The organism is Rhodococcus sp. NPDC060176 (genome assembly GCF_042728675.1).
Classification (GTDB): domain Bacteria; phylum Actinomycetota; class Actinomycetes; order Mycobacteriales; family Mycobacteriaceae; genus Rhodococcus_F.
In genome coordinates, this window is record NZ_JBHWYS010000003.1 from 924,424 (window position 1) to 942,971 (window position 18,548).

Here is an 18,548-nt window from a genome sequence, read left to right on the forward strand (position 1 = left end):
GCCGGTCAGCGGATCGGCGCGGTGACGCCGCCGACGACACCTCCGACGACGTTTCCGACACCACCGACGACGTTACCGAGACCTCCGACCACGCCGCCGACACCGTTCCCGACGCCGTCGACCAGGCCGCCGACTCCGTTGCCGATGCCGGTCGCAGCATCACCGACACCGGTTCCGACACCAGCTCCAGGTGCGGGCGCGGGCGCTGGTGCCGGGGCGGGAGCCGGTGCTGGTGCCGGGGCGCCGGGTGCGGCAGGTGCAGGCGCCGACTGGGCGGTCTCACCCGGTGCGGGCGCAGATCCAGCCGGTGCACCGGCAACCGGAACTGCCCCTGGTGCCGTCGTCGAACCGCCTGCGGCAGCGGGAGAACCGGGCTGATTGTTCTGAGTTCCGTTGTTCGCAGTCGTGGATCCGGTACCTGCCGCTTCGGCTGCCGTCGTGCTGCCGGGAGTAGAGCCTGCGGTGGTCGATGCGGTCGAGGAGGTGGACTCGCTCGTGGTGTTCGCTGAACTGGACGGGACGTTGATCTTGTCCATGGCTGTTCCGATTCCGAGCCCGCCTGCGGCGAGCACGATGAATGCTCCAACCACCGCAGCAACTACGCCCACCCTCGACGAGCGTCGAGTCGCCGTGTTCTCTTCCTCGGTCGGCTCGGCAAGCAGCGGAGTGGAGAAGGCCGGAACCGGTGCGGGCTTGCGGGTGGGCTCGGCGGGGACAACAGGGACAGCGAGTGCCGTGGTGGCTGTCATTTCTGTCGCCAGCGTCGCAGCGCCGGACGCCGCGCACGACGCCGGATCGGCATCGGCGATCACGGGAACACGAAGCTCCGCAGACAATAATTCGGCGACAAGGGGAATGGACGAACTTCCGCCGGCCAGAACAACCTGATTGACATCGCTGGATTCGACGCCGGCAGATCGCAGGCTTTCGCGAACCAAGGCCACCGATTCAGTGAGGGCGGGGCGGATCAGATCCTCGAGCTCGGAACGAACGAGTCGAACGTCGCTGATTGTACCGGGAAGTGCGACGCGGGCAACGGTTTCCGTCTCGGTGGAAAGCTCCTCCTTGGCTGCGCGAGCATGCTCACGCAGCGTTTCCAGCGCTTCAATCGTCTGGGGAGCAAAGGGATCGAGGGCTGCGAAGTGATCCGACACCGCATCGAGCAGGTGCACGGTGACGAGGTGATCGAATTCGTCACCGCCGATGTCCTCGCTGCGCAGCGGCTTGCCGAAGATCTCGCTCCGTCCGCCGGTCGTGGACATCATCGTGACGTCGAGCGAACGGGCGCCGAGGTCGTAGACGACGGTCAGACCGTCGTTGACAACAGTTCCGGAGGCGGCGAGCCACGCCATGACGGCCGCGGGTTCGGCGACGAGAGTTGCGCCGTGAACCCCGGCGCCATCCAGCGCGGACTCCATGGTGCGTGCTGTGTGGCGGTTCCACCCCACAGGGTGAGCCAGGACGACCGTCGGCCCTTCGCCGCTGCCCGCCTGGCCGACGAGCGCGTCTACCGCTGTTGCCGCGAGATCCTCGCCGCGGTACTCGGTGCCGTCGGCGGCAAGTATCGGAATCGGATCGCCGACGCGCTCGACAAATCCGGTGATGACGGATCCGTCGTCCAATTGCAGTGCACTGGGTAAGCGGACCTGTTGCGTTTCACCGGTTGAGCCGTCGCTGACAGCTACGAGAGTGGCCGAACCGATGCTGATGCCGAGCCCTGCCGCCATGAACGAACTCCCCTGGTCGTGGGCGACAGAAGGACTGTCGCGGTTGTCTGCGATGTCGGTTTCAGGACCAAGATCGTTACCGGATTGGAGGCGCTCCGACGAAGTAGGGGGCCGATCCCCTAATCGGGGCAAATCCCCTAATAAGGCCAGTCGTGGCCCGTAGGGGACTTCCCCGTCCGCCCCGGCAGAAGAGGGGGGTGCTCCCCGTTGGCCCCGGTCGCAAAAGTTCTTAGCGTTGATTCCACTCGCTACCTCTGGCAGCGCACCAGTTTCCGGAGCACCGGCAACAACCCACCGGCAACATCACGGTCAACATCACGGTCAACGAACTTCAGGAGAACCCGCCATGGCAACGAACGCCGTACTCGAATTCATCCTCGGGCTACTTCGCGACGACGAGGCAGCTGCCAACTACTGCGCCAACCCGACCGCGGCTCTCAACGCTGCAGGTCTGTGCGACGTCAGCCCCGCCGACATCGTCGCTGTTGCTCCGCTGGTCGCCGAGTCCGGACTCTTTGCCGGTGGCGGCGCCGACCTGTCCGCGATCGTCAACGCCGGCGCGTCCGCTGCCGGTGCGATCGGCGGCGGGCTCGGAATCGGTGGTGGACTCACCGGTGGCCTCGGTGGCGGTCTGGGGGGCAGCCTGGGTCTCGGCGCCGGTGCGGGCCTGGGAGTCGGAGGCGCCCTCGGCGGCCAGTTCGATCTGGTCGGCGACTTCGCAGCAGCCCTCAGTGCTGCGCTTGCCATCGGCGGCGAGATCAGTGCCGACCTCGGCGCAGCCTTCGGCGCCGTCATCGAAGCCGGCCTCGGCCTCGGTGGCGCACTCGACCTCGGCGGCGCACTCGATCTCGGTGCACAGCTCAGCGCGGCTCTGGGTGGTGCGCTCGGAGTGACCGGCGGCCTGACCGCGGAACTGGGAGCAGCGCTCGACGCCGCAATCGGCGCAGTCGGCGGACTCGACCTGACGGCAGGGCTCAGCGGAGCCCTCGCACCCGTCTTCGCCATCGGCGGCGACCTCGGAGCGGACCTCGGACTGGCTCTCGGTGGACTCCTCGGCGGCGCAGCAGACCTCAGTGGTCTCCTCGACATCGGCGGCGAACTGGGTGCAAGCCTGACCGGCGCACTGGAATCCGCCCTTGCCCTCGGCGGCGGCCTGGACCTGGCCGGCGCTCTGACGGGTGACCTCAGCACGGCGTTGTCCGGCGTGCTCTCCGGTGTCCTGGGAGCCGGCGGCACGATCGGCGCCGATCTGGGTGCATCGCTCGGCGGCGTTCTCGGCGCGATCACCGACGTCAGTGTTCTCACGGATATCGCGGGAGGGCTCGATCTCGGTGCTGCCCTCAGCGGCGCCCTCGGCGGAGCACTCGGCGTCGGCGGCGGCTTGGAAACCGCACTCGGCGGCGCACTCGACGCAGCACTGGGCCTCGGCGGCGGACTCGACCTCGACGCAGTGCTCGGCGGCGGCGCAGACCTCGGCGCTCAGCTCAGCGCGGCACTTTCCGGCGCTCTCGGTGCCGGCGGAACGGTCGGAGCCGACCTGGGCGGCGCACTCGGCGGACTGCTCGGGGGAGCACTCGACCTCGAAGGCGGACTCGGCGCCGACCTCGCGGCGGCTCTGGGCGGAGGCGCGAATCTGTCGACGGCCCTCGAAGGCGTCCTCGGTTCGGCGCTCGGCGTCGATGCCGGGCTCGCGGGCGGCCTCGGCGGCGCACTCGACGCAGCACTGGGCGCAGGCGGACTTACCGGAATCGACGTCGGTGGTGTACTCGGCCTGGGCGGCGAAGCAGGCTTGGCTGCCGGTGTGGCGGCGGCTCTCGACTCCGCTCTCGCAGGTGCAGGCGGCCTGGGTGCTGTCGGTTCGGTGGGTACAGACCTCACCGGCGCGCTCGACGGTGCCTTGGGCGCAGGCCTCGGGGCTGGATTGGGCGGCTCTCTCGACAGCATTCTCGGTGCCGAAGGTGCCCTCGGTGGAGCGCTGGACTCGGCACTGAACATCGGCGGAATCGGTACCGGCGCTATCGGCGCCGACCTGCCCTCCGTCGACCTCGGCGCAGTGAACCTCGGTCCGATCTCCGCCGAACTGCCTTCAGTCGACCTCGGAAGCATCGCGGCGGACGGCCTGAACCTCGGCGCTGTGACCGGCGATCTCGGAGCAACGGTGGGCGGCGCTCTGGACGCAACAGCAGGTCTCGACGCAACCGCAGGCCTCGATGCAGCCACGAACGCGGCGGCCGGCTTGGGCGGGTCGCTCGGCGGTGCAGTGAGCGGGTCGCTCGGAGGTGCACTGAACGGTGTCACCGATCTCGGTGGATCGCTCGGCGGGGCTGTCGGAGCAGTCACCGACGTGACCGGTTCGATCGGTGCAGACGCAACCGCGGCTGCCGGTGGCACCGTCGACGGTGGCGGTACCGTTGGCGGCGGTGGAGTCGCTGACCTGGGTGGATCTCTCGGTGGAGCGGTCAGCGGAGTGTCCGACCTGACGAGTTCGTTGACCGGTGCGCTGAACCCGTGGTCGTCGATCGATGCGACCGACGCTTTCGGTTCGGGTTCCGCTTCGGGCCTGAGCGCCGATACCGGACACTCGCTCTTCGCCGAGGATTCGGTTGCAGCACCGGTCGATCACATCGATCCGGTGGCGGTTGTCGATCACCTGCATCCCTGATCTGCTGACGCAGGAACTGAAATCGGTCAAAATGACCTGATGTAACAAATCCGGCCCTGCGCGCGCTATGCGTTCGCAGGGCCGGATATTCGAGTCGGGAAGAATTGCGGGTCAACGTAGCTCATGAGTGATTCAGCGAGTCAGGTAAGCAACCGGAAGGCGCGCGTCGCGTCGTCGACGGCGTCGCTGCTCGAACGGACAGCAGCAGTGGCGAAGGATTTCGGGCGCACGGATCTGGTGCGTCGACTCGAGAACGCTCAGGTCAGAGTCAACGACCCGCGTATTCGCATCGTGGTGGTCGGCCCCCTCAAGCAGGGCAAGAGCCAGTTCGTCAATTCGCTGCTCGGCATCGACGTCTGCTCGGTCGGTGACGACGAGACCACTGCCGTGGCGACGGTCGTGCAGTACGCGGAGACCGCAGTAGCCGAACTTATTCTCGCCGATCCGGGCGCGGCGCCGATCCGGGTACCACTTCCGCTCGAAGAACTCATGGGGATCACCCCGGCCACACCTCGCGCCGAAGGGCGCGAGGTTCTGCGCGTCGAGGTCGGTGTGCCCAGTCCGCTGTTGGCCGACGGTTTGGTACTGATCGACACCCCTGGCGTCGGCGGTCATGGAAATCCGCATGCTGCAGGAACATTGGGTTTGATCACCGCGGCCGATGCCGTGTTGGTTCTGTCGGACTCCAGCCAGGAGTTCACCGAACCCGAGCTTGGATTCATCCGCCAGGTCGTCAATCTGTGTCCTGCGGTGGCCGGGCTGATCAGCAAGACCGATCTGTACCCGCACTGGCGGCAGATCCTCGACGCCGACCGCGGACACCTCCAACGCGCCGGGTTGGACCTGCCACTCATCCCGATCTCCTCGGTACTGCGCTCGCATGCGCTGAGGCTGGGGGACAAAGAACTCGAAGCGGAATCCGGCTTCCTGGACCTCTATCAGTTTTTGCGGGACAACGTCGTTGCGCGTGCCGAGTCGAATACTCGACGCGCAGTTGCGATGGACGTGCGTTCTGCGGCAGCGCATCTGACGTTGGAGATGGGTAGTGAGCTTGCCGCGCTGAAGGACCCGTCGACTGCGCAGGCAGCGGTCGCGGGGCTGCAGCGCGCCCGGGCAGCGGCCGAGGAACTGCACAAAAAGACCTCACTCTGGCAACAGAGCCTCGGCGACGGCATCGCAGACCTCGCCGCCGACATAGATCACGACCTCCGCGACCGGTTGCGCCGGGTCACCCGCCAGGCCGAGGAGACGGTCGACGAAGGCGATCCCGGTAAGGACTGGGACGTCGTGGGGGAGTGGCTCGAGCAGGAGATCGCCACCGCGATCGGTGACAACTTCGTGTGGGCTCACGACCGTGCGCAGTGGTTGGCAGAAGTTGTGGCACAGCACTTTGCGGAGACCGGCGACGTCGCGCTACCGCATCTCGACGTCGCCGACACCGACGGTTTCCTGGAACCGGTCGGCGCATTGTCGGATCTCGAGTCGGGCCGAATCGGCATCACTCAAAAGGTTCTGGTCGGTATGCGCGGCTCGTACGGTGGCGTTCTGATGTTCGGCTTGATCACCACGATGATGGGCATGGCTCTGGTCAACCCGATCTCCATCGGCGCCGGGGTCCTGCTGGGTACCAAGGCCTATCGTGAAGACAAGCAGGCTCAGGTACTCAAGCGTCGGGCCGAGGCGAAAGCGGCCATCCGACGGTTTGCCGACGACGTCAGCTTCCAGGTGGGCAAGGAATCAAAGGATCGACTCCGCCTGGTGCAGCGGCTGTTGCGTGATCACTTCACCGCCATCGCCGAGCAGGCGCTGCGCTCGATCAATGAATCCCTTCGCGCCACGCAGGAAGCCGCGCAGCTGGAGTCGAGCGAGCATGCCGCTCGTATCAAGCGTCTGGAGACCGACATGCGCGTCGTCGCCGAGCTCGACGCCGTTGCCGGAACGTTGATCGGCGAAACTCCCGCTCCTGCTTCGGCAAAGGTGACCAACGCATGAATGCAACGACCGCCGTGACTGCTGTGGAGTCGGCACACGCACTGATCGACCACGCCAGACGGGTCTACGCCGATCAACCGCAGACCCGAGCCCAGTTGGAAGAATGTGCGGCCAGGCTCGACGAGCCGCTGAGGGTGGCGCTCGCCGGCTCCCTCAAAGCGGGTAAGTCGACGCTGCTCAATTCGCTTGTCGGACAGGATATAGCGCCGACCGACGCGACGGAATGCACACGCGTCGTCACCTGGTATCGGAACGGGACAACGCCGCAGGTGACCGCGACGGCCGAGAACGGCGCCGAGTTCAACGTGCCGGTGACACGCCGCGACGGCAGGCTCACCTTCGATCTGGGCGAGTACACCGCAGACTCGGTGGACCGCATCGACGTCGACTGGCCGTCTTCGGCTTTGGCGCGTACGACGATCATCGACACACCGGGTACCTCGTCGCTCTCGACCGAGGTTTCGGCCCGCACGTGGGACATGCTTGTTCCCGACGGCGGGGCGCCGGGCGCGGATGCAGTGGTCTATCTCCTGCGGGCCCTGAACGCCAGTGACATGCAGTTTCTCGGGAAGATCGCGGATCACGTGGGCGGAGAATCCGGGCCGCTCGGAGTGATCGGTGTTCTCTCGCGTGCCGACGAGGTCGGCGCAGGCAGGCTCGACGCGTTGTCTTCGGCGAAGGACGTCGCGGCACGATTTGCCGAGGAGTTGGAGCGAACCGGCCTGTGCCAGTCGGTGGTTCCGGTGGCAGGTCTGCTCGCGCTCGCTGCGCGGACGATGAGGCAGAGTGAGTTCGCGGCCTTCTCGGCGCTCGCGCAGGTTCCGGCCGAGGATCTGAGCCTGGCGCTCCTCTCCGCGGATCGCTTTGCCAGGCAGGACAGTCCGCTGCCGGTCGATGCTGCCATGCGGGCGCAATTGGCCGATCGGTTCGGGCTCTTCGGAATTCGCCTCGCCGTGACGTCGATCAAGTTGGGGGCTACTGATTCACCGTCCCTGGCGGCCGAATTGTTGGAGCGCAGCGGCCTGGACGAACTGCGTCAGGTGATCGACGTTCAATTCGGTCAACGGGCAGATCAGCTCAAATCGCATACAGCGCTGGTGACACTGGGAAGAATCCTCGAAGCCGATCCGAGCGAGGAAGGCGATCAGATCGCGGCGGAGGCGCAACGGTTGCTCGCCGATGTTCACGGTTTTCACGAACTTCGCCTGCTCGGGCGTCTTCGTTCGGTACACACGGATCTGCCACCCGACGACCTGGCACAACTGCAAAGACTGATCGGTGGCTACGGAATCCGGGCCAGTGACCGGCTGGGCTGCGAACCGGAAGAATCGCCGGAGGTGCAGCGTGCGCGGGCTACTGCGGCGGTCCGGCGATGGCGCGAACTGTCCAGACATCCGCTCTTCGACAGATTCACCTCGCGCGCCTGCCTGGTTGCTGCCCGCAGCGCCGAGGGCGTCCTGGCTGAAATTGTGCCCGAATAGGGACCCGTTCACTATGCGAGCGCCGGAAGAGGGTTCTATCTTGAGTTCGGGATGATCCGGACATAACTCCCAGGTTCGGGTCCCACCTCGATGGGAGCACGCGCATGGCGAGTGACATCAAGTCCGCATCACCGGATCGAGCCACCTTCGTCCTGGGGACGCTCATCCTGGTGGCTGCGGTCGCGAACCTCAATCTCTCGGTCGCGAACGTCGCGCTACCCGACATCGGGCGGGCTTTCGACGCCAGTCAGACGCAACTGAATCTGATCGCGGTCGGCTACTCGCTGGGCCTGGCCGGAACAGTGCTCTACCTGGGGGCCTTGGGAGACCGATACGGGCGCAAGATGCTGCTGGTCACCGGCATGGCGTTGTCCATTCCGGCGTCGATCGTGGCGGGATTCGCCGGAAACTTCGAAGTTCTCTTCCTCGCCCGAATAGTCGGAGGTGTTTCGGCAGGTCTGGCATTCCCGACGACGCTGGCCATCATCACAGCGCTGTGGGCAGGACCGGCACGAACCAAGGCGATAGCCATGTGGTCGGCCATCGGCGGCGCGATCTCGGCACTGGGGCCGATCGTCGCGGGCGCGTTGCTCGAGCAGTTTCACTGGGGATCGGTCTTCTTCGTCACCCTTCCGTTGGCTCTCGTGGCACTCATCTGCTCACTGATGTTGGTGCCCGCTCACGTCAACGAGACGACCGAGCGAGTCGATCATCTCGGCGGCATCGTTTCGATCGTCTTCATCGGGGCGCTGGTGCTGTCCATCAACTTCGCGCCGGTCAAGGGTTCGGGCGCGATGGCACTCGTGCTCGGTGCGATCGCGCTCGTCGCGGGCATCGGGTTTTTCCTGCAGCAACGACGCGCGGTCAATCCACTGTTCGACCTTCACGTAGCTGCGCGCCCAACTTTCTGGGTCGCAGCCGTGGGCGGATTGGTGGTGTTCGGATCGCTCATGGGTGCGATGTTCATCGGCCAGCAGTTCCTGCAGAACGTACTGAGTTACTCGACGCTGGCAGCCGGTGCGGCCATCATTCCGGCGGCCCTGGCGATGGTGATCGTTGCGCCGCGTTCGGCGACCATGATCGAAAGGTACGGCGCCCGAGTCACTCTGCTCTCCGGGTACCTGTTTGTGGTTCTCGGATTGTTTGTCGCGCTGTTCATGTGGAACGAAAGCACGCAGTATTGGCAGGTTGCGTTGGCCTACGCACTTGTCGGCATCGGCGTCGGACTCGCCGGCACACCGGCATCGCGCTCCCTCACCGGATCCGTTCCCGTGCATCGCGCGGGTATGGCGTCGGGAACGTCGGACCTGCAACGCGACCTGGGCGGCGCCATCATGCAGTCGATTCTCGGCGGCATACTCACCGCCGGGTACGCAAAATCGTTGGGGAATGCGATCTCGTCCTCGCCGAACGCATCCGAGGTGACTCCCGAAACTCAAGCCGCGCTCACCAAATCCTTCTCCAGCGCCGAAGTTCTGGCGGAACGCTACCCGCAATACGCGGAGCAAATCATGACCGCCGCCAAAAACGCCTTCCTGGACGGGGATACAAACGCCTACATCGCGGCGATCATCATCGTGTGTGCCGGTGCCGCGGTGGTGACGTTCTTCTATCCGCGTCGCGAGCGCGAACGAGTTCTGCTGGCGCAGTACGCGGCGGAATCCGATCTAGCCGCGGAGAAGAGTGCGGAGAAGAGTTGAGCACGCTCTGGTACTGATGAGGGATGCCACAGCTACTTCTCATCGATTCGTCCGCCGAACTCCACCACTCGACCTCACGTGATCTGACCGCACTGTTCGCTGCGCAGTGGTCGGAGATCAGCCCTAATCACACGATGGTGACGTTGGACCTGCACCGAGATCCCTTGCCGCACCTCGCGGACGCGGCCCTGCACTACGCACCACGCTTGCGCGTCGACGGAGAGAGTCCGGACGCCGACGCAGAAACACTGCAGGCTCGGGTCATCGAGCAACTCGCCGCGGCGGACGTAGTCGTGATCGGTGCACCGATGTACAACTGGTCGATCCCGTCCACGTTGAAAGCGTGGATCGATTACGTACACGTCCTGGGTACAACGGTGCCTTTCGACACTCGCACTCAGCCCATGGCAGGCAAGCCCGTGGTGATCGTGTCCAGTCGCGGAAACACCTATGCGCCGGGTTCGGGGAACGAGGCCGACGATCACACCGTTCCGCCGCTCGTTCAGGTATTGGGGGTGTCGATGGGCATGGATGTCTCCGTCATCACCGCGGAACTGACCTTGGCGCAGCGTATTCCGGCGATGGCGCCGCTGATCGAGCAGGGTGAGGCGAGCCTGCGGGCTGCCCGGGAGTCGTTGACCGAGCTGGCCCGTACCTTAGGAGCCTGATCAGGGGCTTGATCAGGGCGCCTGACCAGGTTCAGGCGAGAGCCGAGATCATCGACGCCACGTCTTTCGGCTCTGCGTCGTAACCGGGGAAGTAGCAGCACACTTCGTCGGCATGCTCTCCGAACCGCCGCCGAATCTCGGTCGCACATTCTTCCGGGGTGCCGACGACGGCGAGTGTGGTCAGCATCGGATCGGTGATCAACGAGGCCATGTCGGCGTAGCCGCCTCGCTTCGACAGGGTATTGAGTTCCGGCTGCACCTCCCCCCACCCTTCGACGTCGAGCACCGGACGGTATGCGGGCGTCGATCCGTAGAACGAGAGCAGCGCCCGGACGCCTCGGGCGGCCGCGGCGAGTTGATCGTCGCTGCGGCCGACGCCGACGATGACCTGCGGGATGATCGTGAATTCGTCTCGGGTGCGTCCGGATTCGCGAAGGCCTGTATCGACGGCCGGAAGTGTGCGCTCGAGGAAATGTCGCTCCGAGTGGAACGGCATGACCAGTAGTCCGTCGGCAACCTCCGCGGCGGTACGGGTCATCACCGGCCCGAGTGCCCCCATCAGGATGGGCGGCGGTCCATAGGGATTGGGGCCGGGGTCGAATGTCGGCGGCATCAGAGTGTGGGTGAAGAACTCGCCGCGGAAGTTCAGCGTCGAGGTGTTCTCCCACGCCGTGAAGATCGCCTTGACCGCGGCGACCGTCTCCTTCATGCGGGCCGCTGGACGCGACCACGTTGCGCTGTAGCGTTTTTCGATGTGCGGTTTGATCTGCGACCCGAGACCAAGCCGAAAGTGGCCGCGACTGAGCAACTGCAGGTCGTTGGCCGAATGCGCCAGATGCATGGGACTGCGGGGGAACGCGATGGCGACGTTGGTCATCAGGTCGAGGTCGACGGCCGAAGCGGCTTCGACGAGTGGGAAGAACACGTCGTGCGGCCCCTCGAACGTGAACAGGCCGCCGGCGCCGGTCTCCGCGAGTTCACGGCTGCGAGCAGCGCCTGCGCCTGGTGCGGAGTCGAGTTGTACGTGAATCTTCATCGGCGTGCTCGCAGCCAGTCACTGACACCGGGAGCAAATGGCGCGATCGCCGCCACCGCGACAAGGACGCAGTAGAGAATCGGACCCCACGTCAGGACTCCAGCGCCGATATCCGCTGCGCCGTCGACCAGAGACATGAAGCCGAGCCCGGCCGCGATGCTCGAGGCTCCGACGATCGCCGTCATCACCCGCCCGGCGTTCTTGCGTGCGCGGAGGAGTTGAAGGCTCAAAAGTGCGAGCAAGGCCAGGACGAGAGCGCCGCCGCCGCTGCCCGCGAGTACGACGGTCACGGCGTCGGAGATGTCGGTGGACGAGTATCCGGGGTTGTCGCGTGCAGTCGATTCTTCGAGAGCGGATCGGACGTCATCGAGGCTGGTCACTACCACTCCGGCGATTCCGGCCAACACCACGAACGAGCCGATCCAGGCAGAAGCAGACAAGGTCACGGCTTTGGGTGTCTCGTCGCTCGCCGGCGCTCGGAGTGGCCGAACCGAGACGTCGGGTCGCTCGGGTGCCGGGCGTGGAGGTGACGGGCGAGCAGGTCGAGCGGGGGAATTGTCGGGATCGGTCACTGGCCGATCGTAGCCATTTGGAGAGATGCCGAAGTGATGTGGCGCACTTTTTCGCCTTTTCGGGGAAGGCGGGAACAAATCTACGTGGGCTGTAGTTGACCATTTCGACAAGCTTGAGCGCCCCCGGCTCAACTTCAAGTTGACTCCCGGCCGCGGTCGGAGGCAAACTTGAGCGGAGGACGCTCACCAAGCGAAAAACTCGCGGTCATGTTCGAGATCAACCACTCGAGCAGAGAACCGCAGAACGAAAGGTAGGAACACTATGGCTCGTGCAGTCGGTATCGATCTCGGTACGACCAACTCGGTAGTTGCAGTGCTGGAGGGCGGCGAGCCCGTAGTGGTCGCCAACGCCGAAGGCTCACGTACCACCCCCTCGGTGGTCGCATTTGCCAAGAACGGCGAGGTTCTCGTCGGTCAGCCCGCGAAGAACCAGGCAGTCACGAACGTCGACCGCACCCTCCGTTCCGTCAAGCGCCACATCGGCACTGACTGGAACGTTGAAATCGACGGCAAGAAGTACACGCCGCAGGAAATCAGCGCCCGCACGCTCATGAAGCTCAAGCGTGACGCGGAGGCTTACCTCGGCGAAGACATCACCGACGCCGTCATCACCGTCCCCGCGTACTTCGAGGACGCGCAGCGTCAGGCAACCAAGGAAGCCGGCCAGATCGCCGGCCTCAACGTCCTTCGTATCGTCAACGAGCCCACCGCGGCTGCACTGGCATACGGACTGGACAAGGGCGACACCGAGCAGACCATCCTGGTCTTCGACCTCGGTGGCGGCACCTTCGACGTCTCCCTGCTCGAAATCGGCGACGGCGTCGTCGAGGTTCGTGCAACCTCCGGTGACAACCACCTCGGTGGCGACGACTGGGACGAGCGCGTCGTCGCTTGGCTGGTCGACAAGTTCAAGGCTCAGAACGGCATCGATCTGACCAAGGACAAGATGGCCCTGCAGCGTCTGCGTGAAGCTGCGGAGAAGGCGAAGATCGAGCTCTCCAGCTCGCAGAGCACCTCCATCAACCTCCCGTACATCACGGTCGACGCGGACAAGAACCCGCTCTTCCTGGACGAGCAGCTCTCCCGCAGCGAGTTCCAGAAGATCACCTCCGACCTGCTCGATCGCACCCGTGCGCCGTTCCAGGCAGTGATCAAGGACAGCGGAATCGCCGTCAAGGACATCGACCATGTCGTGCTCGTCGGTGGCTCCACCCGTATGCCGGCCGTCTCCGATCTGGTTCGTGAACTGACCGGTGGCCGTGAGCCCAACAAGGGTGTCAACCCGGACGAGGTCGTCGCCGTCGGCGCCGCACTCCAGGCCGGCGTGCTCAAGGGCGAGGTCAAGGACGTTCTGCTCCTCGACGTCACGCCGCTTTCCCTCGGTATCGAAACCAAGGGTGGCGTGATGACCAAGCTCATCGAGCGCAACACCACCATCCCCACGAAGCGTTCCGAGACCTTCACCACGGCTGACGACAATCAGCCTTCGGTGCAGATCCAGGTCTTCCAGGGTGAGCGCGAAATCGCTTCGCACAACAAGCTGCTCGGCTCCTTCGAGCTCACCGATCTGCCGCCCGCCCCGCGTGGCGTTCCGCAGATCGAGGTCACGTTCGACATCGACGCCAACGGCATCGTGCACGTGACGGCGAAGGACAAGGGCACCGGCAAGGAAAACACGATCAAGATCCAGGACGGCTCCGGTCTGTCCAAGGAAGAGATCGAGCGCATGGTCAAGGACGCCGAGGCTCACGCCGAGGAAGACAAGGCCCGTCGCGAAGAGGCAGAGGTCCGCAACCAGGCCGAGTCGCTGGTCCACCAGACGGAGAAGTTCGTCAAGGAGCAGCGTGAAGGTGAGAACGCGGGCAAGGTCTCCGAGGAGATCCTGACCAAGGTCGAGGCAGCGGTCAAGGACGTCAACGACGCCCTGGCAGGCACCGACATCGCTGCAGTGAAGACCGCAGTGGAGAAGCTGGGCACCGAGTCGCAGGCTCTGGGCCAGGCCATCTACGAGGCTTCCGCTGCAAACGAGGCCGGAAACACCGACGGCGCAGGCAATGACGACGACGTCGTCGACGCCGAGGTTGTCGACGAGCCCACCGACTCGGACAAGAAGTGACCTCGGACAACTCCGAGAACAACCCGGTCGACCCCGAGACCGGTGCACAGGGAGAGGCGGCGGGGGAATCCCTGCCGCCGCTCGACTCGGAAGACACAGGGGTAGTTCAGGAAGCAGAGTCGATCGTGGAGGAAGCATCCGCCACCGATCAGCTCGCCGAACGGACTGCGGATCTGCAGCGCTTGCAGGCGGAGTTCACCAACTACCGTCGTCGCGTCGAGCGTGACAAGCAGGTCATCAAGGAAACCGCGCGGGCTTCGGTCATCACCGAGCTCATCGGAATTCTCGACGATCTGGATCGCGCTCGGGCGCACGGTGATCTGGAAACAGGTCCGTTGCGTGCGCTCGCGGACAAGCTCAACACGACCCTGACGGGTCTGGGTCTGACCGACTTCGGTAACGAGGGTGACGATTTCGATCCCGCGCTCCACGAAGCGGTGCAGCATGAAGGCGAAGGCCACGACCCCGTACTCGGGACGGTCATGCGCAAGGGTTACAAGCTCGGCGACCGGGTCCTTCGGACCGCGATGGTGGCCGTGGCGGACCGGGTGGGCGACAAGCCTGCAGACGGTTCAGAGGAAGAAGCGAAGTAAGAGTGAGAGGAGGAGACGCCCAGTGAGTCAACGGGAGTGGATCGAGAAGGACTTCTACAAGGAGCTGGGCGTCTCGTCCACCGCCACGGCCGACGAGATCAAGAAGGCGTATCGCAAGCTGGCCCGGGATCTGCATCCCGATGCCAACCCTGACGACGCGAAGGCGGAAGAGCGTTTCAAGACAGTCAGCGAAGCTCATGCAGTGCTCTCCGATCCGGAAAAGCGCAAGGAGTACGACGAAGCCAGGCGGCTGTTTGCCAGCGGCGGCTTCGGTCCCCGCGCGCAAGGCGGCGGCGGATTCAACCCCGGCGCTGGTGGTTTCGACATCAACGACCTGTTCGGCGGCGGCGCCGGTGGACAGGACTCGGGACTCGGAGACATCTTCGGCGGATTGTTCAACCGTGGGGGAGCGGGCCAGCGCACAGCTGCACCCAACCGCCCGCGTCGAGGCAAGGATCTCGAGACCGAGACGACGCTCGCCTTCCGCGAAGCAGCGCTCGGTGTCACCGTCCCACTTCGTCTGACCAGCCCGACGTCGTGCACCACGTGTCACGGCAGCGGCGCAAAGCCAGGCACCAGCCCGCGAGTGTGCCCGCATTGCAACGGAACCGGCGTAGTGAGCCGGAACCAGGGCGCTTTCGGATTCAGTGAGCCGTGTGACGACTGCCGGGGAACCGGCTCGATCATCGACTCGCCTTGCGAGGACTGCCACGGTAGCGGCGTCACCAATCGCACACGGACCATCACGGTACGGGTGCCTGCCGGTGTGAGCGATGGCCAGAAGATCAGACTCAAGGGCAAGGGTGAAGCGGGACTCCGCGGAGCTCCGGCCGGCGACCTGTTCGTCAACATCCGCGTCAAGCCGGACAGCGTCTTCGGCCGCAACGGTGACGACCTGACATTGACGGTTCCGGTGAGCTACGGCGAGCTGGTACTGGGTACGACCCTGTCGGTGCCGACGTTGGACGGCCGTGTCGGAGTGAAGGTTCCGGCCGGAACGGTGGACGGACGTATTCTGCGAGTTCGCGGACGTGGCATCCCCAAGCGTCCCGAGGGCGCTGGTGACCTTCTGGTCACCGTCAAGGTGTCCGTCCCGCAGAAGTTGGACGACCCGGCGATCGAAGCGCTGAAAACCTATCTCGAGGCCGAGAAGGCGAGCGGGTTCGATCCACGGGCCGGGTGGGCCGGTGCATGATGACCGAGCGACCGCAGAATCAATGGGATGCGACGGTCGATCCTGACGCTCAGATCTTCGTGATCTCGGTGGCAGCCGAGTTGGCCGGAATGCATGCGCAGACCTTGCGTAACTACGACCGGCTCGGGTTGGTCACCCCGCACCGAACCACCGGTGGTGGACGACGGTACTCCCCGCGTGATGTTGCCCTTCTTCGTGAAGTGCAACGGCTTTCGCAGGACGAGGGCGTCAACCTTGCCGGAATCAAACGGATCATCGAACTGACCAACCAGGTCGAGGCTCTGCAGCACCGCGTCCGTGAATTGGCCGAGGAAATCGCGAAAGTCCATGCGGGCTATCGCCGGGACCTCGTGCCGATCCCGCGTAACAACGCGTTGGTGGTTTGGAAGCCTCGCAACCAACGCTAGTCGGAACTCTGGAAACACGGCCCCGCGCCTAGTGGGATTCACTTCGTCGAATCCCCTGAGCGTGGGGCCGTTTTGTGTTTCCACCCAGCGGGAATCGATCTGTTGACGCGACTCCGATGTGCATAGCGTCCGCTTTCATGACTCCTCTTTTGCGCGTTTGACGTTATCCAGATCACATTCTATGCTCCAACCCAAGCAACTGCTTGCTAGATCATCAAGCGGGTGCTTGGTTGGCTGGTGCTCGAAATCAGGCGTGTCCACCGGCCGACCCTTCTTTCGTCAGGTATTCGCCTGACGTTCGGTGCATACATGTGTTCTAGGAGTGCAGACATGAATCGTCGGCCCATTCTTGTTGCGGCAGTAGCCGTGACGGCTCTGGCTCTTGCAGGATGTAGTGGTTCTTCGGAGTCCGATGGTGGCGCGGACTCGCCTTACCGAGTTCTGCTGACCGGCGGAATCAGTGCACAGGGAGTCCTCGCGGCGAACTCGCAGACCTCGCTGCTCGCCACCAAGGCGGGAGTTCAGGTCCAGAACGAGGCCGGGGGAATCGGTGGCCGTCAGATCGAACTCACCACGGTGGACGACGCAGGTGATGCAACGATCGCCGTCACCAAGCTGCGCGAAGCCATCAACTCGGGTAACAAGCCTGACCTCTACCTCAACTCGGGTCCTTCGTCGATCGCGGCTGCGGTTCTCCCGATCCTCAAGCAGAACAACATCCTCTCACTGAGCATGGCGCCTTCTCCTGATTCTACGGACCCGTCGAAGTTCCCGCTGAACTTCGACCTGGCTCCAGGTGCGACGGACACTGCTCGCGGAATCTCCGAGTATGCAAAGACCAAGGGCTACAGCAGCGTCGGAGTGCTGCACGGCAGTACCGCCTACGGTGAGCTGTTCGGCGAAGAGATGACCAGCGCTCTGCAGTCTGCCGGTCTGAAAGCTGCCGGAAACGAGGAGTACGACGCCGCCGCGCTGGACATGACTGCGCAGTTGCAATCGCTCAAGAATGCCGGTGCCGCGGCAATCGCCTTGGACGCGTACGGCGCTCCCCTCGGATATGTTCTGCAGAGCCTCGAGCGTCTCGGCTGGGACGTACCGCTGGTCGGAAACACCTCGGTCTCTGCCACCAACCTGATCGCGAACGATCCGCCGGCCGGTGTGCTCGGCACGCCCCAGGTGAAGAACCTTGTGACACAGGTGTTCACCAGCACGGTGTTCGATCCGAACAATGCGCTCGTCAGCACCATGGTGGACACGATGGCGTCGCTGGGCTCCATCCCGTCGACACTCATCCTTGCCGACAACTACGACGCTTTCCCCCTCGTCGCGGCGGCAGCGGAGAAGGTCGGCAGTTCGACCGATCCGAAGAAACTCGCCGAGGCGCTGGAAACCTCGGAGGTCCAGGAGAAGGCCAAGACTGCCTTCCTCTCGCGCTACAACTTCAGCTCCGACAACCACGGCCCGAACCCGGACACCAGTGAGCTGAAGTTCATCAGTCCGACGAAGATCCTCAACGGTCAGTTCGGAAACCCGGCCGCATCATGACCATTCTGTGGTCCGGTTTGGCACTCGGCGCGGTCTACGTGCTGGTTGCCATCGGGTACAACATCGTTTTCGTTTCCTCCAACACTTTCAACTTCGCTCAAGCTCAGCTGATGATGGTGGGCACCTTTGTCGCCTACACGGGTCTGGTGACCCTGAAACTCCCTGTTCTCGTGGTGGCCGTCATGGCGACCGTGACCGTGATGCTCCTCGCATCGGTCGAGGAGATCGTCGCGATCAGACCGGTGGCCGACCACCAGAACCAATTGGTCACGACGTTGGGTGTTGCCACTCTGCTCAACGGCGCCACCCAATTGATCTGGGGCGGTGAACCTCTCACGGTTCCGTTCTTCGGATCGAACGAACCGATCACCCTGCTCGGCGGCCGTACCTACCCGGTCGAGATCGCTCTGCTGGTGGCGGCGATCGCACTGGTCATCGGGTTGAGTTACGTCTCGAAGAAGACGATGACGGGTCTGGCTCTGATCGGTATCTCTGAGGATCGTGAAGCGGCGATGCTGCGCGGAGTCAACGTACGACGGTTGGCGTTGGGTGCGTTTGCCTTCTCGGGTGCCTTGGCCGGAGTCCTCGGACTCCTTGTCGGTCCCAAGACGTTTGCGGTTGCGACGTTGGGTGCCGCACTGGCACTCAAGGGGTTCGTGGCGCTGGCGATCGGCGGGTTCGGCTCTCTGCCAGGCGCTTTGATCGGCGGGTTGACCGTCGGCCTGGTGGAGTCGTTCACCGCCCTGTGGGCGGGAAGTCAGTACAGCAATATCGCCGTCTTCACGGTGCTGATCGTCATCTTGATGGTCAAACCTGCCGGCTTGTTCGGCAATGTCCGAGAACGGGTGGTGTGA

General features: G+C 64.4%; 14 protein-coding genes. 11 read left to right on the plus strand and 3 right to left on the minus strand.

The genetic code is table 11. The features are described 5' to 3' along the window. Positions 1-5 precede the first annotated feature (5 nt). Positions 6-1,727: an Hsp70 family protein gene (locus tag ACFWEM_RS19245; RefSeq protein ID WP_378536007.1), complete on the minus strand. Its 1,722-nt coding sequence runs from the start codon at positions 1,725-1,727 to the stop codon at positions 6-8. Positions 1,728-2,073: 346 nt separating this feature from the next. On the opposite strand from ACFWEM_RS19245, the gene ACFWEM_RS19250 reads away from it, so the two are divergent. The 5 genes from ACFWEM_RS19250 to ACFWEM_RS19270 all read left to right on the plus strand — a co-directional run bounded on the left by ACFWEM_RS19250 (position 2,074) and on the right by ACFWEM_RS19270 (position 10,230). Then, complete coding sequence (locus ACFWEM_RS19250) at positions 2,074-4,389, plus strand: IniB N-terminal domain-containing protein (protein WP_378536009.1); 2,316 nt, start codon at positions 2,074-2,076, stop codon at positions 4,387-4,389. Positions 4,390-4,512: 123 nt separating this feature from the next. Further along, positions 4,513-6,381 (plus strand): dynamin family protein, encoded by a 1,869-nt coding sequence (locus tag ACFWEM_RS19255; protein WP_378536011.1) that lies wholly within the window; start codon positions 4,513-4,515, stop codon positions 6,379-6,381. Next, on the plus strand, positions 6,378-7,862 hold the full coding sequence (locus tag ACFWEM_RS19260; RefSeq protein ID WP_378536013.1) for a dynamin family protein: 1,485 nt from the start codon (positions 6,378-6,380) through the stop codon (positions 7,860-7,862). Before ACFWEM_RS19255 ends, ACFWEM_RS19260 begins: the two co-directional genes overlap by 4 nt. Positions 7,863-7,966: 104 nt before the next feature. Further along, entirely contained in the window at positions 7,967-9,562 is a 1,596-nt protein-coding gene (locus ACFWEM_RS19265; RefSeq protein WP_378536015.1) for an MFS transporter, read from the plus strand. A 23-nt stretch (positions 9,563-9,585) separates the two neighbouring features. After that, on the plus strand, positions 9,586-10,230 hold the full coding sequence (locus tag ACFWEM_RS19270) for an FMN-dependent NADH-azoreductase (protein WP_378536017.1): 645 nt from the start codon (positions 9,586-9,588) through the stop codon (positions 10,228-10,230). A 31-nt stretch (positions 10,231-10,261) separates the two neighbouring features. On the opposite strand, the gene ACFWEM_RS19275 is transcribed toward ACFWEM_RS19270, so the two are convergent. Continuing rightward, complete coding sequence (locus ACFWEM_RS19275; protein WP_378536019.1) at positions 10,262-11,266, minus strand: TIGR03617 family F420-dependent LLM class oxidoreductase; 1,005 nt, start codon at positions 11,264-11,266, stop codon at positions 10,262-10,264. Next, on the minus strand, positions 11,263-11,838 hold the full coding sequence (locus tag ACFWEM_RS19280) for a hypothetical protein (protein ID WP_378536021.1): 576 nt from the start codon (positions 11,836-11,838) through the stop codon (positions 11,263-11,265). The genes ACFWEM_RS19275 and ACFWEM_RS19280 overlap by 4 nt, the downstream gene beginning before the upstream one ends. Before the next feature lie 262 nt (positions 11,839-12,100). On the opposite strand from ACFWEM_RS19280, the gene dnaK reads away from it, so the two are divergent. The 6 genes from dnaK to ACFWEM_RS19310 all read left to right on the plus strand — a co-directional run bounded on the left by dnaK (position 12,101) and on the right by ACFWEM_RS19310 (position 18,548). Then, positions 12,101-13,954: a molecular chaperone DnaK gene (gene dnaK / locus ACFWEM_RS19285; protein ID WP_019749384.1), complete on the plus strand. Its 1,854-nt coding sequence runs from the start codon at positions 12,101-12,103 to the stop codon at positions 13,952-13,954. Further along, the gene (gene grpE, locus ACFWEM_RS19290) at positions 13,951-14,547 is read left to right on the plus strand and encodes a nucleotide exchange factor GrpE (protein ID WP_378536026.1); all 597 of its coding nucleotides are present in this window, start codon (positions 13,951-13,953) and stop codon (positions 14,545-14,547) included. The genes dnaK and grpE overlap by 4 nt, the downstream gene beginning before the upstream one ends. A 22-nt stretch (positions 14,548-14,569) precedes the next feature. After that, a complete protein-coding gene (gene dnaJ, locus ACFWEM_RS19295; RefSeq protein WP_050656306.1) occupies positions 14,570-15,742 on the plus strand; it encodes a molecular chaperone DnaJ in 1,173 nt (390 codons plus the stop codon). Continuing rightward, positions 15,739-16,149, plus strand: a complete 411-nt coding sequence (locus ACFWEM_RS19300; RefSeq protein WP_003944355.1) for a heat shock protein transcriptional repressor HspR — start codon at positions 15,739-15,741, stop codon at positions 16,147-16,149. The genes dnaJ and ACFWEM_RS19300 overlap by 4 nt, the downstream gene beginning before the upstream one ends. A 330-nt stretch (positions 16,150-16,479) precedes the next feature. Next, the gene (locus ACFWEM_RS19305; RefSeq protein WP_378536028.1) at positions 16,480-17,694 is read left to right on the plus strand and encodes an ABC transporter substrate-binding protein; all 1,215 of its coding nucleotides are present in this window, start codon (positions 16,480-16,482) and stop codon (positions 17,692-17,694) included. After that, a complete protein-coding gene (locus tag ACFWEM_RS19310; RefSeq protein ID WP_378536030.1) occupies positions 17,691-18,548 on the plus strand; it encodes a branched-chain amino acid ABC transporter permease in 858 nt (285 codons plus the stop codon). The genes ACFWEM_RS19305 and ACFWEM_RS19310 overlap by 4 nt, the downstream gene beginning before the upstream one ends.

Bases quoted from the DNA above. Each gene is read 5' to 3' on its own strand.
- ACFWEM_RS19245 (WP_378536007.1), bottom strand. From the start codon at position 1,727: ATGGCGGCAGGGCTCGGCATCAGCATCGGTTCGGCCACTCTCGTAGCT.
- ACFWEM_RS19250 (WP_378536009.1), top strand. From the start codon at position 2,074: ATGGCAACGAACGCCGTACTCGAATTCATCCTCGGGCTACTTCGCGAC.
- ACFWEM_RS19255 (WP_378536011.1), top strand. From the start codon at position 4,513: ATGAGTGATTCAGCGAGTCAGGTAAGCAACCGGAAGGCGCGCGTCGCG.
- ACFWEM_RS19260 (WP_378536013.1), top strand. From the start codon at position 6,378: ATGAATGCAACGACCGCCGTGACTGCTGTGGAGTCGGCACACGCACTG.
- ACFWEM_RS19265 (WP_378536015.1), top strand. From the start codon at position 7,967: ATGGCGAGTGACATCAAGTCCGCATCACCGGATCGAGCCACCTTCGTC.
- ACFWEM_RS19270 (WP_378536017.1), top strand. From the start codon at position 9,586: ATGCCACAGCTACTTCTCATCGATTCGTCCGCCGAACTCCACCACTCG.
- ACFWEM_RS19275 (WP_378536019.1), bottom strand. From the start codon at position 11,266: ATGAAGATTCACGTACAACTCGACTCCGCACCAGGCGCAGGCGCTGCT.
- dnaK (WP_019749384.1), top strand. From the start codon at position 12,101: ATGGCTCGTGCAGTCGGTATCGATCTCGGTACGACCAACTCGGTAGTT.
- ACFWEM_RS19300 (WP_003944355.1), top strand. From the start codon at position 15,739: ATGATGACCGAGCGACCGCAGAATCAATGGGATGCGACGGTCGATCCT.
- ACFWEM_RS19305 (WP_378536028.1), top strand. From the start codon at position 16,480: ATGAATCGTCGGCCCATTCTTGTTGCGGCAGTAGCCGTGACGGCTCTG.
- ACFWEM_RS19310 (WP_378536030.1), top strand. From the start codon at position 17,691: ATGACCATTCTGTGGTCCGGTTTGGCACTCGGCGCGGTCTACGTGCTG.